At 60.2% G+C, this 14,909-nt stretch carries 14 protein-coding genes; 10 read left to right on the plus strand and 4 right to left on the minus strand.

What is annotated here, in order from left to right; genetic code table 11:
* Nucleotides 1–70 precede the first annotated feature (70 nt).
* The 4 genes from PMA3_RS02830 (at nt 71) to PMA3_RS02845 (ending at nt 5,032) form a co-directional block, all read left to right on the plus strand.
* Nucleotides 71–1,516, plus strand: coding sequence for an APC family permease (locus PMA3_RS02830; protein WP_064675750.1), 1,446 nt, complete (start codon nt 71–73; stop codon nt 1,514–1,516).
* 28 nt (nt 1,517–1,544) lie between these two features.
* Nucleotides 1,545–2,927, plus strand: coding sequence for an aspartate aminotransferase family protein (locus PMA3_RS02835; RefSeq protein WP_064675751.1), 1,383 nt, complete (start codon nt 1,545–1,547; stop codon nt 2,925–2,927).
* Nucleotides 2,928–3,264: 337 nt separating this feature from the next.
* On the plus strand, nt 3,265–4,530 hold the full coding sequence (locus PMA3_RS02840; RefSeq protein WP_064675752.1) for a flavin-containing monooxygenase: 1,266 nt from the start codon (nt 3,265–3,267) through the stop codon (nt 4,528–4,530).
* Between the two features lie 76 nt (nt 4,531–4,606).
* On the plus strand, nt 4,607–5,032 hold the full coding sequence (locus tag PMA3_RS02845; RefSeq protein ID WP_064675753.1) for a RidA family protein: 426 nt from the start codon (nt 4,607–4,609) through the stop codon (nt 5,030–5,032).
* Nucleotides 5,033–5,168: 136 nt separating this feature from the next.
* On the opposite strand, the gene PMA3_RS02850 is transcribed toward PMA3_RS02845, so the two are convergent.
* Nucleotides 5,169–6,245 carry an endonuclease/exonuclease/phosphatase family protein gene (locus PMA3_RS02850; RefSeq protein ID WP_064675754.1) on the minus strand — a complete coding sequence of 359 codons (1,077 nt, stop codon included), beginning with the start codon at nt 6,243–6,245 and terminating at the stop codon, nt 5,169–5,171.
* A gap of 75 nt (nt 6,246–6,320) precedes the next feature.
* Complete coding sequence (locus PMA3_RS02855; RefSeq protein WP_064675755.1) at nt 6,321–6,995, minus strand: YciC family protein; 675 nt, start codon at nt 6,993–6,995, stop codon at nt 6,321–6,323.
* Nucleotides 6,996–7,173: 178 nt separating this feature from the next.
* On the opposite strand from PMA3_RS02855, the gene PMA3_RS02860 reads away from it, so the two are divergent.
* From PMA3_RS02860 to PMA3_RS02875, 4 genes are all read left to right on the plus strand, one after another.
* Nucleotides 7,174–7,935, plus strand: coding sequence for a DUF2076 domain-containing protein (locus PMA3_RS02860; RefSeq protein WP_064675756.1), 762 nt, complete (start codon nt 7,174–7,176; stop codon nt 7,933–7,935).
* Between the two features lie 137 nt (nt 7,936–8,072).
* Nucleotides 8,073–8,552: a LabA-like NYN domain-containing protein gene (locus tag PMA3_RS02865; protein WP_064675757.1), complete on the plus strand. Its 480-nt coding sequence runs from the start codon at nt 8,073–8,075 to the stop codon at nt 8,550–8,552.
* A gap of 22 nt (nt 8,553–8,574) precedes the next feature.
* Nucleotides 8,575–9,186, plus strand: coding sequence for a 3'-5' exonuclease (locus PMA3_RS02870; protein WP_064675758.1), 612 nt, complete (start codon nt 8,575–8,577; stop codon nt 9,184–9,186).
* Nucleotides 9,187–9,688: 502 nt separating this feature from the next.
* Nucleotides 9,689–10,204 (plus strand): BRO-N domain-containing protein, encoded by a 516-nt coding sequence (locus PMA3_RS02875; RefSeq protein WP_064675759.1) that lies wholly within the window; start codon nt 9,689–9,691, stop codon nt 10,202–10,204.
* 152 nt (nt 10,205–10,356) lie between these two features.
* Here the strand turns inward: PMA3_RS02875 and PMA3_RS02880 are convergent, their stop codons facing one another.
* On the minus strand, nt 10,357–10,812 hold the full coding sequence (locus PMA3_RS02880) for an Lrp/AsnC family transcriptional regulator (RefSeq protein WP_064675760.1): 456 nt from the start codon (nt 10,810–10,812) through the stop codon (nt 10,357–10,359).
* Between the two features lie 163 nt (nt 10,813–10,975).
* On the opposite strand from PMA3_RS02880, the gene yedA reads away from it, so the two are divergent.
* The gene (gene yedA / locus PMA3_RS02885; protein WP_064675761.1) at nt 10,976–11,902 is read left to right on the plus strand and encodes a drug/metabolite exporter YedA; all 927 of its coding nucleotides are present in this window, start codon (nt 10,976–10,978) and stop codon (nt 11,900–11,902) included.
* A gap of 64 nt (nt 11,903–11,966) precedes the next feature.
* A complete protein-coding gene (locus PMA3_RS02890; protein ID WP_064675762.1) occupies nt 11,967–13,301 on the plus strand; it encodes an RNA helicase RhlE1 in 1,335 nt (444 codons plus the stop codon).
* Between the two features lie 137 nt (nt 13,302–13,438).
* Here PMA3_RS02890 and PMA3_RS02895 read toward each other — a convergent pair whose 3' ends face one another.
* Nucleotides 13,439–14,680, minus strand: coding sequence for a TIGR03862 family flavoprotein (locus PMA3_RS02895; protein ID WP_064675763.1), 1,242 nt, complete (start codon nt 14,678–14,680; stop codon nt 13,439–13,441).
* Nucleotides 14,681–14,909: the final 229 nt, after the last annotated feature.

Raw genomic sequence — 14,909 nt, forward strand, 5'->3', positions numbered from 1 at the left:
TGAGTCGCGATGTTTATCCCTGCCTTCCACCTGAAGGCGATCAACAACAAGAAAACACGGGGAGTTTGTCATGAGTTCAAGTACAACCACGTCCATCCAGGGACAGTCCGGCGGATTGCGCCGGGTCCTGGGGCTGGGCTCGTTGCTGGCCGTTGCGGTGGGCGTCGTGGTCTCGCAGGGCGTCATGGTGCTGATGCTGCAAGGTGCGGGCATCGCCGGTTTCGGTTTCATCATTCCGCTGGCCATCGCGTATGTGCTGGCAATCACCTACGCCTGGTCGTTTTCCGAATTGGCCTTGATGATTCCGAAGGCAGGCAGCCTCAGCAGTTACACGGAAGTGGCGATCGGGCATTTCCCGGCGATTCTGGCAACCTTCTCGGGGTACATGGTGGTGGCGATGTTTGCGCTCTCCGCTGAACTGCTGTTGCTGGATCTGGTGATCAGCAAGGTCTACCCGGATGTCATTCCGCACATGGTGGTGGCCTACGGGGTGTTGGGGCTGTTCACCGTTTTGAATTTGTTCGGCATTGATGTGTTCGCCAAGCTGCAGAACGTGCTGGCGCTGGTGATGGTGGTGATTCTCGTCGCCATGGGCCTGGCTTCGCTGAGTAACGGTCAGGCCAGTCTGCAGTTGCCGCTCGATCAGGGTTGGAATCCGTTGGAATTCGGCGCAATCACCCTGGCGGCCATGGCGGTGTGGGGCTTTGTCGGGGCTGAATTCGTCTGCCCGCTGGTGGAAGAAACCCGCAATCCCGAGCGCAATATTCCGCGTTCGATGACCATCGGTTTGACCGTGATCTTCGGCGTGATCGCGCTGTACTGCTTTGGCGCGCTGCTGTGCATTCCACGTGAGCAACTGGCCAGCGATGCGCTGCCTCACTACCTGCTCGCCACCACCGTTTTCGGTGAGGCAGGCAAGCTGTTCCTGGTGGTCGCGGCCATTACCGCCACTTGCAGCACCGTGAATTCGTCCCTGGCTGCTTTACCCCGCATGCTGTACGGCATGGCGCAAAACGGCCAGGCCTTCCCGCAATTCAAGAAACTCACTGCACGTGGCCGCACGCCATGGGTGGCGGTGCTGTTCGTCGCAGCGATCACCGGTCTGCCGATCCTCATTCTGGGGCACGACGCTGCCGCGATCAGCTTGCTGCTGCTGGCTGCCGCGCTCGCCTGGCTGCTGGCCTACATCATCGTGCACATCGATGTGATCGCCTTGCGCCGCCGCTATCCCCATCTGGCCCGTCCATTCCGCTCACCCTTCTATCCTTGGCCACAAGTCATTGGCATCGCCGGCATGCTGTTTGCGATCTACCACGTGTCGCCCACGCCGGAGATGACCGCTAGTATTTTTGGCTGTGCCGGCGTGGTGCTGGGCGTGATTTCGCTGATTGCCGTGGTATGGGTCAAGTTCGTGATGCGCAAACCGCTGTTTACGCCGGAGCCACTCATTCAAAACGAATCCCAGGGCAACGACGTGCCGAAGATGACGCCGATCGCTACGGTGTCCGGGAACTGAACCTTTTTTCACTTCAGGAGAATAAGAAATGACAACAGACTACAAACCTCAGCGCGAAACCAAGGACTACCAGGCGGCCGATGCCGCCCACCACATCCACGCATTCCTCGATCAGAAGGCGTTGAACGAAGAAGGCCCACGCGTGATCGTTGGTGGCGAGCGCCTGCATCTGTGGGACAACGACGGCAATCGTTACCTCGATGGCATGTCCGGTTTGTGGTGCACCAACCTCGGTTACGGGCGCAAGGATCTGGCCGCGGCGGCGACCCGTCAGCTGGAGCAATTGCCGTACTACAACATGTTCTTCCACACCACTCACCCGGCGGTGGTCGAGCTGTCCGAGCTGCTGTTCAGCCTGCTGCCCAAGCACTACAGCCACGCGATCTACACCAACTCCGGTTCTGAAGCCAACGAGGTACTGATCCGTACGGTGCGCCGTTACTGGCAGGTGCTCGGCAAGCCGCAGAAGAAGGTCATGATCGGTCGCTGGAACGGTTATCACGGCTCTACCCTGGCCGCCAGCGCGATGGGCGGCATGAAGTTCATGCACGAAATGGGCGGTGTGATTCCGGATGTCGCGCACATCGATGAACCGTACTGGTTTGGCCATGAAGGTGATCTGACGCCCGCCGAATTCGGCTTGCGCGCGGCCCGGCAACTGGAGACCAAGATTCTCGAGCTGGGCGCGGAGAACGTCGCGGCCTTCATCGCCGAGCCGTTCCAGGGTGCTGGCGGCATGATCTTCCCGCCAGAGAGCTACTGGCCGGAAATCCAGCGCATCTGCCGCAAGTACGACGTGCTGCTGTGTGCGGACGAGGTGATCGGTGGCTTCGGGCGTACCGGTGAATGGTTTGCGCACCAACACTTTGATTTCGAGCCGGACACCCTGTCGATCGCCAAGGGCCTGACCTCGGGTTACATCCCGATGGGCGGCCTGATCCTCAGCCGGCGCATGGCCGAGGTACTGGTGGAGCAGGGCGGCGTGTTTGCCCACGGCCTGACCTATTCCGGTCACCCGGTGGCGGCCGCGGTCGCGATTGCCAACCTCACGGCGCTGCGTGATGAGGGTGTCGTCACCCAAGTGAAAAATGACACCGGCCCGTACCTGCAACAGTGTCTGCGCGAGGTGTTTGGCAATCACCCGCTGGTGGGTGAGATCCAGGGTGTCGGCCTGGTGGCGGCGTTGCAGTTTGCCCAGGACAAGGCGACCCGCAAGCGCTTCGCCAACGAAGGCGACATCGCCTGGCGCTGCCGCACGATCGGTTTTGAGGAAGGGGTGATTATTCGCTCGACGCTGGGCCGCATGATCATGGCGCCGGCATTGATTGCGACGCGTGCTGAAATTGATGAGCTGGTTGGTAAGACGAAGATTGCTGTTGATAGAACGGCTAAAGAAATTGGCGTGCTTTAAGTAACTATTACATGCACGCCTTAACTTTGTAGGAGCGAGCTTGCTCGCGAAAAACCAGAGGACGCCACTGGGTGTCTGGTTTTGCGCGTTATCGTTCACGACCATCGCGAGCAAGCTCGCTCCTACAGGTTTTGCGTTTATTAAGTGAAGATCGAAGTTGGTTGTTAGTAAGTTTTTTCATGGGCAACAACTACAAAAATCATATTTTCGCTATTGGCATTCGCTAAGCACAATAAAACGACCCCGCCAGCAAAGTGATCTACGCGGAATTAATTATTGAAACAGCTGATCTGTCGCGACTTGCCGCGCCATAGTCGCCTCTCTGAAGGACACAAGCATGAATGATAAAAAGATAGAAATAGATACGCTTGTCGTTGGGGCCGGCCAGGCTGGCGTCGCCATGAGCGAACACCTGAGCAAACTCGGTGTACCGCACCTGGTGCTGGAGCGTAACCGCATCGCTGAAGCGTGGCGCACCGGGCGTTGGGATTCGCTGGTGGCCAACGGCCCGGTCTGGCATGACCGCTTTCCCGGACTGGCCTTCGAAGACCTGGAGCCCGATGCCTTCGCCTCAAAAGATCGCGTAGCGGCTTACTTCGAAGCCTACGCCGAGAAGTTCGAAGCGCCGATTCGTACCGGTGTGGACGTCAAGAAAGTGGTGCGCAACAGCGATCGTCCAGGCTTCACCATCGAAACCTCCGATGGCGTGATTCAGGCCAATCGCGTGGTGGCGGCGACCGGTCCTTTCCAGCGTCCGGTCATCCCGCCGATTGCGCCGAAAGACAGCACGATCACGCAGATTCACTCGGCTCAGTATTACAACCCGCAGCAGTTGCCCGAGGGCGGTGTGCTGGTGGTCGGTGCGGGCTCTTCCGGGGTGCAGATTGCCGATGAATTGCAGCGTGCCGGCAAACAAGTCTACCTGTCGGTCGGCCAGCACGACCGTCCGCCTCGCGCCTATCGCAACCGTGACTTCTGCTGGTGGCTGGGGGTGCTGGGGCTGTGGGATGCCGAAGTGATGGAGCCGGGCCGTGAGCACGTCACCATCGCGGTGAGCGGTGCGCGTGGCGGGCAGACCGTCGATTTCCGTGGGCTCGCCAAACAAGGCGTGACGCTGGTGGGGCTGACCCAATCGTTCAACGACGGCGTGGTGACGTTCCAGCAGGATCTGGCGCGCAACATCGCGGCGGGTGACGCGAATTACCTGTCGCTGCTGGACGCGGCGGATGCCTACATCGCACGCAACGGACTCGACCTCCCGGAAGAACCCGAAGCCAGGTTCATGCTTCCCGATCCAGAGTGCGTCACCAACCCGATTCTCGAACTGGATCTGGCCGAGGCGGGCATCACCTCGATCATTTGGGCCACCGGCTACGCCGTCGATTACAGCTGGCTGCAGGTCGACACCTTTGACGAGAAGGGCAAGCCGCGTCATCAGCGTGGGGTCTCGAACGAGCCAGGTGTCTACTTTGTGGGGCTGCCGTGGCTGTCGCGTCGCGGATCGAGCTTTATCTGGGGCGTTTGGCATGACGCCAAACATGTCGCTGGCCACATTGCCACCCAGCGCCAGTACCTCGAATACCGCGACCCGTCGCAGCGTTAAGAATCGATCGAGGGAAGGGTCCATGGGCCCTTCCCGATCTACACCTTCATCACTCAAGTTTCAGGGGAGTCAGTTGATGCCTACTCACACACGCATTCGCATGTTCAATACCAAGGACACCTATCCCAACCAGTCGCTGGACAATGATCTTTGCCAGGCTGTACGGGCCGGCAACACGGTTTATGTGCGCGGCCAGATCGGCACCGATTTCGATGGCAACCTGGTGGGGCTTGGCGACCCGGGTGCACAAGCCGAACAGGCGATGAAAAACGTCAAGCAGCTGCTGGAAGAGGCGGGGAGCGATCTTTCCCATATCGTCAAAACCACCACTTATATCATCGACCCGCGTTACCGCGAGCCGGTTTATCAGGTCGTGGGCAAGTGGTTGAAGGGCGTGTTCCCGATCTCGACCGGGCTGGTGATTTCCGGGCTGGGTCAACCGCAGTGGCTGATGGAAATCGATGTGATCGCCGTCATCCCGGATGATTGGCAAGCGAACTGAGACTGGATTTGACACGGTCCTTGTGGGAGCGAGCTTGCTCGCGATTACAGTCTGTCATTCGACATCAACGTCGCCTGACACACCGCCATCGCGAGCAAGCTCGCTCCCACAGGTTGCATTTGCCTGAAGTCCGGCGCTAAGGCGCAGCAGGCAACAGGAACCGCGCTATCACCGGCAAATGATCGGAAATGCGCAACGTATCGTCCTGCCTCACCGTCGCCTCGACCCGTTTGAGCCGCGGGCTGTAGAACAGGTAATCGACCGTGCGGTCCGGGCCGTTCAAGCCCGGATCATTCGGATAATGGGTCAGCCAGCGCGCCCGGTCGGCACCGCTGGCTTCGTTGTTGGTCGGGATCATCGGGTACTTGTCCCACAACACATGCAAGGCGCTGTCGGCGGAGTAGGCCGTGCGTTGCGCGTCGGGCAGGCGTCGATATTGCCCCAGCGGCAACAGATCGAAGTCGCCGCCGATCAGCCAGGGCGTACCACGGCTTTCGAGCTTGTCGAGGACTTTGGCCACGGCGCCGACCTGGGCTTGCAGCGTCTCGTCGGGAGGAAGGACGCGGTCCAGGTGGGTATTGAGCACTGCAACCTGAGCACCGTCGCTCAACGGCAGGTAAGTGGCCAGCAAGGCATTTTTCGGTTTGAACTGGCGGCTGACCAGGTTGGCCGGCACCACCGGCAATTGCAGGCGTTCGGCGTGTCCGATCCGGTAGCGGCTGAGGGTCGCCAGTTGCCGGCCGACGCTGCCGAAGATGTGCGGCTCAGGCACGAAGTCGGCCTTCCAGTCGAAGGCGTGCGTGCTGCACGGATACAAATCGGTGAGCCGTTCCTGGAGCAGTTTGAGCTGGTTCTGGTACTCGGTGGCCTTGGCGCCGTCGTCGAGCTCTTGCAACAGCACGATGTCCGGCTGCTCGTCGCGGATCACCCGCGCCACCTCATCGAGACTGAAGGCCATGTCTTCGGCGGTGGGGCTTTCGTCGTCGCCGGCGGCCAGGTCATTCCAGAACACATAACGCTTGCCCGCCAGAAACTGAACGTTCCAGGTCATTACCTTCAACGCCTGGCCGGGGACCAGGGTGGGTGCCTGGGCGCTGCAGCTGACCGGCAGCGCTTCCCTGGCTTCGGGGCGCCAGGTCAGGCTGTAGATCAGCACGCCCATCAGGCAGGCGATCAGCAGGGCCAGCAGGGTGTAGCGCAGTAGACGGGTCATGGCTCGGCTTATCGCGTTACAAAAGTTGCCCCGAGCATAACCGAGAGCCGAGCCCAAGCCCATGGGGTAGAGCGGTCAGAGTGGCCCGTCGGTTTTCTCTGGCACGACGCTGATCAGCATGAACAGGCGGAACAGCACCACGCTGGTGAACAGTTGCAAAAAGCTGTGGGCACTGTCGATCAGCACGGCAACCACCGGGTTCTGCGGTTCCGGATACGCCTGCAGGGTCACGCCCTTGAGCAGCCACAACGGGGCCATCACACACAGAATGCACACCAGGATGCGCAGGAAGTTGCCGCGGGTCAGGCGCAGGCTTTCCTTCATCGCCGCCAGCGGGGCCATGCCGCGCAACACCAGCAGGTATTCGCCGAACGCCAGCGTCACCATCAGCCAGATGCCCGGCAGGAAATACAGCGACAGGCCGATCAATATCAGCAGGGTATTGAGCGCGGTGAGCAGGGCGAAACGCGGCCACAAGCTCGCGGACATGGCCAGCAGGTCACGGTTGCGCGGGGACTCGCCACGGCTGCGGGCATCGAGAAACAGAATCAGCGCGGCGGTGTACAGCGGATAGACCAGCAGGCCGACCATCACGCTGATGCCGGGGAAACCGTCCGGCTTGGTGGAGTGGTCGACCACTTGTTGCAGCAGCGCTTCGAAGATCACCAGCGGCAGGCACAGTTGAACGATCTGGCCCAGATTGCGCTTGAAGAAATACAGGGAGTCACGCAGTACGTCTAACGGATTCATCAGTCGGTATCGCAGGTTGAAAGCAGTGCTCCACTTTAACCGATGAAGCCCTCCGGGGCGCAAACGTAAACGTTCGGTAAAGGCCATTGAAACATCCTGTATCAGCCTCCATTACGGAGGGGCACCTTTTCCGTAGTGGAAAAGGGCGACGATATTCCCGGCAATCTACGAGGTCGCCATGAACAGCGAAGAACAAACCCTGATCGATGGACTGTTTTCCCGGCTGCAGCAGGCCGAAACGGATTCAGCCCCGCGCGACGCCCAGGCCGAGGCGCGGATCAAGGAACACCTGACTCGCCAGCCAGCGGCAGGCTATTTCATGACCCAGGCGATTCTGGTGCAAGAGGCAGCCATCAAGAGCCTCGACGACCAGAACAAGCAACTGGCCGAACAAGTGCGGCAATTGCAGGCAGAACTGCAATCGGCCAAGACTCAGCCGGCTGCTCCGGCAACCAGCGGTGGTGGCTTTCTATCGAGCATATTCGGTGGCGGTTCCCGCGATCCTCAACCCGCGCCAACCCAAAGTCCACCGGCATCGAGCGGGGGCGGCTGGCGTGAACCGGCGCGGCCGTCGTTCAATTCGCAGCCGCCCCAGCAAAACTTCGGCGCGGCACCCCCTCAGCAGAACTACGCGCCGCAGCAACAGGTCGGCAGCGGTTTTCTCGGCGGGGCACTGAAAACGGCGGCTGGCGTGGCCGGTGGCGTGATGCTGGCACAAGGCATCAGTAGCCTGTTCCAGCACAATCAACAGCCGGAAGTGGTTGAGGTCGTCAAGGAAGAACCGGCTCAGGTCAACGATCAGGGCGACAGCGGCAATGGCTGGGGCGACGACCAGCGGGTGGCTGACACCAACGCCAACGATCAGGGCGGTTTTACCGATGCCGACTACAGCGATGACAGCTCATCGTTCTTCGGCGGCGACGACGATTCCTTCGTCTGACACGCCATTCGTCCGGAGCGCAATGGCGCTCCGGACCGATTATTCGCGGAACAATCCTTCAGGCTGGCATACTGGGCCACTTTTCGGGCCTGGTGCCTGATCCTGTCCGCGCGCCAGCGCTCCAATGAGGATGCACGGTGAAAAAGATCGCAGTATTCGCCGATGTCCAGAACCTCTATTACACCGTGCGTCAGGCCTATGGTTGCCACTTCAACTATGCCGCGCTGTGGGCTGACATCAGCAAGCAGGGGGAGATCGTCGAGGCCTATGCCTACGCGATCGATCGTGGCGACAGCAAACAGCAACAGTTCCAGCAGATCCTGCGCAACCTCGGTTTCACCGTGAAGCTCAAGCCCTACATCCAGCGCAGCGACGGCTCGGCCAAGGGCGACTGGGACGTGGGCATCACCCTCGATATCATGGACGCCGCCGATCATGTCGACGAAGTGGTGCTGGCCTCCGGTGACGGTGATTTCGACATGCTGCTGGAGCGCATCATCGCCAAGCACGGGGTGCAGGCGGTGGCCTACGGCGTGCCGGGCCTGACGGCCAACTCGCTGATCCGTGCCGCCAGCCGATATGTGCCGATCGAAGGCGCGTTGTTGCTCAAGAATTGATTTTTACGGAGTTGAAACAGGTTTGGAACGCATAGCAGTCATCGACTTTGAAACCACCGGGATCTCCCCGAGCAGCAGCTGCCGGGCCACGGAAATCGCCGTGGTGATTCTTGAACAGGGGCGCATCGTCGAGCGTTACCAGAGCCTGATGAACGCCGGCGTGCGCGTACCGGCCTTCATCGAACAACTGACCGGCATCAGCAATGCCATGTTGCGCACCGCGCCATCGGCCGAGCAGGTGATGAACGAGGTCAACGAGTTCGTCGGCATCACCCCGCTGCTGGCCCATAACGCGGCGTTCGACCAGAAGTTCTGGGACTTTGAACTGGGGCGGATCAAGCGTACACGCCTGCAGAACTTCGCCTGCTCGCTGCTCCTCGCCCGCCGCCTGATGCCCGCCGCGCCGAACCATAAACTCGGCACCCTCACCACCTTCGCCAAACTGCCCCACACCGGCCAGGCTCACCGGGCCATGGCCGATGCCGAAATGGCGGCCAACCTGACGGCGCACCTGGCGCAGGAGTTGCGGCACAAGCACGGGTTGCGGGAGCTGTCCCATGAGCTGCTGGTCAGTTTGCAGAAAGTGCCGGCGGCGAAGATCAACGAGCATCTCAAGCGGCATCGCGGATTTTGAATCGCACATCAACCGTGTAGGAGCGAGCTTGCTCCGGGCGGCGTTCCGACGATGGTCTCAAGAGCGCCGCGTTTAGCCAGTAAACACGCGTTATCGTTAACGACCATCGTCGGAACGCCGCCCGGAGCAAGCTCGCTCCTACAGGGGCGGTGTCCGATTTTTTTCTGTGTTTAACCACGCCTTAAATTCGACGAATGATCCTACCGAACAATAAGGATTGTCTGTCTTGCCCACCATCTGCGGCATCGATAACCTCTGGGACGTCGCTGACAATCTCAGCGACCGGGCCTGCAAGCTCGTCGAGGTTTGGTAGATAACTACAGTCGCACCTATAATCGCGTCGCTTTACTTGGCGACCATCGATTTATGGTGGCTGTGTACGGGGTGACCTTCGGGTCTGCCGGGGTTATCTATCGACTCGGTCTTGCAGACTCGTACACAGCTGCCACCCATCACCTGCAAGTGATGCTGGCATCTCCAACTTTTCGATGGATTATTCGCCATGATCAAAGTTACCCCCAATCCCCCCGAAGACTCTGCGCAATCAGCTGCGTACGAAGCTCACTACCTTCCCAAAACATTCATCCGTCATCACATCCGGCTACGTGCGCTTTTATTACACGCAGAACCCTGGTTTTGCGCCCGCGATATCGGCCGGTTGATGGGGGTGGATATAAACGGCAGACAAGCGCTCAAGCTCGATGCGGATCAGCGACGGGTGATGAGTTTGTCCGGAAGCGATGACGCGCAAGAGACCTTGATGCTTAGCGAGTCAGGTGTATACGCGATGTTGGTGTATCACTACTGCCCGGAAAACCGCCATTTGCGGCGTTGGCTAACTCACCATGTGGTGCCTATGTTGAGGGAGGAGGCGGGGCCCGTTTCGACTCAGGCGCCGCATATGCGGGCGATGGAGTGGGCCGGTGGGACGCTGAGGCTGCTGCATTGGCGCAAAGAACCTTGGGTTCGCCTGCGTGATATGCCGGGTTTGTTGTCTGTAAGTTACAGCGGCGTTTGATCGATCGCTTTCGCGGGCAAGCCTTGCTCTACAGGATGTATTCGTACCTGTGGGAGCGGGCTTGCCCGCGATTGCGGTGGGTCAGATAGATCAGATGTCGACTGACACACCGCTATCGCGGGCAAGCCCGCTCCCACAGGGACTGTGTCGTATCAAACTTTTCCATTCCCTTCCAACTGCCCCAACGGCACCCGCTTCTCTATCGCGCTCGACAACACGATCGACGTCTTGCTGAACCCGAACTTGGCAATCTTGTTGATCAGCTCCTCCAGTTCCGGCATCGACCCCACCGCCGCCTGCATGATCACGCACGGATCGCCCGTCACCCGGTGGCACTCCGTCAGTTGCGGGATTTTGATCAGGTCGTCGTAGGCCTTCTGGTTGCCGTGCTGGTTCAGGCGCAGTTCGATCACGCATTGAATCGGCAATCCCAGCTTGGCCATGTCGACTTTCGCCTGATAACCGGTGATCACCCCGCAGGCTTCAAGTTTGGCCACGCGCTCGGCCACGGCCGGGGCAGACAGGTTGACCTTGCGCGCGAGGTCGGCGTAGGACGCTCGACCGTTTTCCAGCAAGGCGCCAAGGAGCATGCGGTCGTATTTATCCATCGTCTTGTTCCTGAAAATTGCCCGACTTTCGAAAACACGGTTTATAGCGCTGATCTCCGTGTTTTGAAAAGTGTACCGGCGCTATAAACAGGTTTTGTAACTTATTTTCTGCTGTTGGCCTTTCTAGAATAGCTGTTCACTTGTCTTGCCTGCGAGCTGCCCAATGCCTGGCTTCCGTCGTTTCCCCTTACCGTTGATCGCCGCCTTTTTTGCGTTGTACGTGATTTGGGGCTCGACTTACCTGGTGATTCGCATCGGCGTGGAGTACTGGCCGCCGTTGCTGCTTGCCGGTATTCGCTTCGTGATCGCCGGTTCGCTGATGTATGCCTTCCTGCGTTGGCGCGGGGCGCCGGCACCGACCTGGGCGCAGTGGAAAGCGGCGGGGATCATCGGGATTTTGCTGCTGACCTGCGGCAACGGTGGGGTCAGTGTGGCGGAACACACGGGTGTGGCCTCCGGCGTGGCCGCGCTGGCGGTGGCGACGGTGCCATTGTTTACCTTGCTCTGCGGCTATTTCTGGGGAGCCCGTAATACTCGTCTCGAATGGGCCGGGATTGCGCTCGGCCTCATCGGTATTGCCATGCTCAACCTCGGCTCGAACCTGCAATCCAGCCCGCTGGGCGCCACCTTGCTGATCTTCGCGGCCGCGTCCTGGGCCTTTGGATCGGTGTGGAGCAAACACTTGCCGTTGCCCCAGGGCGCAATGGCCAGTGCCGTGGAAATGCTGGTCGGCGGCGTGGCGCTGCTGATTGGCAGCGCACTGAGCGGTGAGCATCTGGAAGCCATGCCGCCGATTGAAGGTTGGGCAGCCCTGGCCTATCTGACGTTCTTCGGTTCGATCATTGCCTTCAACGCTTATATGTACCTGTTGAAAAACGTGCGTCCGGCGGCCGCCACCAGTTATGCCTACGTCAACCCGGCGGTGGCGGTGTTGCTGGGGATCGTGTTTGTGGGCGAGACCATTGGTATCGAAGAAGCGTTGGCCATGCTGGTGATCATCAGTGCCGTGGTGTTGATCGGTTTGCCGCAGTGGCGCCGGGCTCCGGTAAAGCCCGCTGCCGTGGTGCAGACAGAATCGAGCGTGAATTAGGGTAAACTGCGCGCCATTGCACACTTGTTTGCACACCCGCGCTGATTTTTCCTACGGTAATCCCATGACTTTCGCCTCCCTTGGCCTGATCGAACCCTTGCTGCGCTCTCTCGAGACGCTCGGCTACCAGACTCCGACGCCGGTTCAGGCGCAAGCCATTCCGGCGGTGCTGGCCGGTCGCGACCTGATGGCCGCCGCCCAGACCGGCACTGGCAAGACCGCCGGTTTCGCGTTGCCGCTCCTGCAATTACTGGCCATGGAAGGGCCGAAAGTCACCGCCAACTCGGTGCGTGCCCTGATTCTGGTGCCCACTCGCGAACTGGCTGAACAGGTTCACGAGGCCGTGCGTCAGTACGCCGAGAACCTGCCGTTGAGCACCTATGCGGTGTACGGCGGTGTCAGCATCAACCCGCAAATGATGAAACTGCGCAAAGGCGTCGACCTGCTGGTGGCGACTCCGGGGCGCTTGCTTGACCTGTTCCGGCAGAACGCGTTGAAGTTCAACCAGCTGCAAACCCTGGTGCTGGACGAAGCCGATCGCATGCTCGACCTGGGCTTTTCCGAGGAGCTGGGGAACATTTATCGGGTGCTGCCGAAGAAACGTCAGACGCTGTTGTTCTCCGCGACCTTCTCCGACGCCATCCGCCTGCTGGCCGGGCAAATGCTCAACGATCCGCTGAGCATTGAAGTCAGCCCGCGCAACGTGGCTGCCAACACTGTTAAACAGTGGGTGGTCACGGTGGACAAGAAGCGCAAGCCGGAGCTGTTCGTGCACTTGATGCGCAAGGGCAAGTGGAAGCAGGTGCTGGTATTCGCCAAGACCCGTAACGGCGTGGATGCCTTGGTGGAAAAACTCCAGGGCCTGGGCATCAATGCCGATGGCATCCATGGCGACAAACCTCAGGCAACCCGCCAGCGCGCACTGGACCGTTTCAAAGTCAGCGAAGTGCAGATTCTTGTAGCCACCGACGTCGCGGCCCGTGGCCTGGATATCGAAGACTTGCCGTTGGTGGTCAATTTCGACTTGCCGATCGTGGCCGAAGATTATATCCACCGGATCGGCCGTACTGGCCGCGCGGGTGCCACCGGCGAGGCGATTTCCCTGGTGTGCGCCGATGAAGTGAACCTGCTGTCGGCCATCGAGACCTTGACCCGTCAGACGCTGACTCGCCAGATGGAACAGGATTTCGAACCCGAGCACCGGGTGCCGGATACCGATGCCAGCGGTCAGGTGGTCAAGAAGCCGAAAAAACCGAAAAAGCCGAAGACCTCGGGCGGCAGCAAGCGCAACCTGGGCAAATGGGTCGAGAGCGGTGATGCGTCGGCGCCGGAACCTTCGATCAAGCCTGTGCGAAAAGTGCCGGTGTTCAATACTGGACCGCGTAAGCGTAAGCCTTAATATCTGCGGCGTCTGCTAAGCCCTCATCGTCGGAACGCCGCCCGGAGCAAGCTCGCTCCCACAGGTAACTGAGTTCTTTCAGAGAGAATTTGGTCATTGTGGGAGCGAGCTTGCTCGCGATGGACGCGCCTCGGTATTCAAGCCTTGCGCTGCAACCACTCCACCATCCCCAACCCAGCCGCCCGCCCACTGGCGAAACACGCGGTCAGCAGATAGCCACCCGTCGGCGCTTCCCAATCCAGCATCTCCCCGGCGCAGAACACGCCAGGCAACTGCTTGAGCATCAAACGCTCATCCATCGATTCGAACAGCACCCCACCGGCGCTACTGATGGCCTCGTCCAGTGGACGGGTTTTCACCAAGGTCAGTGGCAACGCCTTGATCGCTCTGGCCAGCATTGCCGGATCAGCGAAGCATTCGGCTGCCGTCACCTCTCGCAACAACGCCGCTTTCACCCCATCGAGCCCGAGCTGACTGTGCAGGTGTTTGGCCATTGAGCGCGAACCACGTGGTTTGCTCAGCGCCGCTTCAATCTTATCCACAGGCTTGCCCGGCAGCAGGTCGAGATGAACAGTCGCCGAGCCATCCAGGTTGATGGCTTCGCGGATCGGCGCTGACAGGGCATAGATCAGGCTGCCTTCAATACCCGTCGCGGTAATCACGCATTCCCCGAGCCGTGGGACGTCGTCATTAAGCCCGATAGCGATATTTTTCAGCGGCGCGCCGGCGAATTTTCCGACCATCAACTCGCTCCAGGCCTGCACTTCAAAGCCGCAATTGCTCGGTTGCAACGGCGCCAGTTCCACGCCGCGCTGTTCCAGTGGCAGCATCCAGGCGCCGTCCGAACCGAGGCGCGACCAGCTGCCGCCGCCCAGGGCCAGCAACGTGGCGTCTGGTTGAAGGGTTTTTTCACCGTCGGGGCAGGACACTTTCAGACTGCCATCGCTGTTCCAGCCGAGCCAGCGATGGCGGGTGTGGATAACTACTCCAGCGTCTCGCAGGCGTTTGAGCCAGGCGCGCAGCAGCGGCGCGGCTTTCATGTCGGTTGGAAACACCCGGCCGGAGCTGCCGACGAAGGTGTCGATGCCCAGGTCATGAATCCATTGGCACAGTGCGTCGGGGCCGAATGAGCGCAACAGCGGCGCAATCTGTGGTGCCCGTTCGGCGTAGCGCGAAAGAAACGCCGGGTAGGCTTCGGAGTGGGTGATGTTCATGCCCCCGACACCGGCCAGCAGGAATTTTCGCCCGACCGAAGGCATGCCGTCGTAGAGGTCGACCTTGATCCCGGCCTGGCTCAGCACTTCAGCCGCCATCAGGCCGGCGGGGCCGCCGCCGATGATGGCGACGTGAGGGGGGAGGGGAGTCGAGGGCTGAGTCATGGAATGCACTGCGGTTCGGCGGAATGAAGCCGGGCATTCTATCAGCACAGATCCCTGTGGGAGCGAGCTTGCTCGCGATAGCGGACTGTCAGTCAACAAAGATGCTGAATGTGCCGGCCTCATCGCGGGCAAGCCCGCTCCCACAGGAGGCGTGGGTGTTGTCACGAGCTGATCAAAAAATAACCAGCGCTCTGAAGCCTATACCCCGCCTGGCCTGCAGCCCCTTTCA

Origin of the sequence: Pseudomonas silesiensis, from assembly GCF_001661075.1 — a bacterium.
In the GTDB taxonomy this organism is placed as follows: Bacteria; Pseudomonadota; Gammaproteobacteria; order Pseudomonadales; family Pseudomonadaceae; genus Aquipseudomonas; species Aquipseudomonas silesiensis.

Bases quoted from the DNA above. Each gene is read 5' to 3' on its own strand.
- PMA3_RS02830 (WP_064675750.1), top strand. From the start codon at position 71: ATGAGTTCAAGTACAACCACGTCCATCCAGGGACAGTCCGGCGGATTG.
- PMA3_RS02835 (WP_064675751.1), top strand. From the start codon at position 1,545: ATGACAACAGACTACAAACCTCAGCGCGAAACCAAGGACTACCAGGCG.
- PMA3_RS02840 (WP_064675752.1), top strand. From the start codon at position 3,265: ATGAATGATAAAAAGATAGAAATAGATACGCTTGTCGTTGGGGCCGGC.
- PMA3_RS02845 (WP_064675753.1), top strand. From the start codon at position 4,607: ATGCCTACTCACACACGCATTCGCATGTTCAATACCAAGGACACCTAT.
- PMA3_RS02850 (WP_064675754.1), bottom strand. From the start codon at position 6,245: ATGACCCGTCTACTGCGCTACACCCTGCTGGCCCTGCTGATCGCCTGC.
- PMA3_RS02855 (WP_064675755.1), bottom strand. From the start codon at position 6,995: ATGAATCCGTTAGACGTACTGCGTGACTCCCTGTATTTCTTCAAGCGC.
- PMA3_RS02860 (WP_064675756.1), top strand. From the start codon at position 7,174: ATGAACAGCGAAGAACAAACCCTGATCGATGGACTGTTTTCCCGGCTG.
- PMA3_RS02875 (WP_064675759.1), top strand. From the start codon at position 9,689: ATGATCAAAGTTACCCCCAATCCCCCCGAAGACTCTGCGCAATCAGCT.
- PMA3_RS02880 (WP_064675760.1), bottom strand. From the start codon at position 10,812: ATGGATAAATACGACCGCATGCTCCTTGGCGCCTTGCTGGAAAACGGT.
- yedA (WP_064675761.1), top strand. From the start codon at position 10,976: ATGCCTGGCTTCCGTCGTTTCCCCTTACCGTTGATCGCCGCCTTTTTT.
- PMA3_RS02890 (WP_064675762.1), top strand. From the start codon at position 11,967: ATGACTTTCGCCTCCCTTGGCCTGATCGAACCCTTGCTGCGCTCTCTC.
- PMA3_RS02895 (WP_064675763.1), bottom strand. From the start codon at position 14,680: ATGACTCAGCCCTCGACTCCCCTCCCCCCTCACGTCGCCATCATCGGC.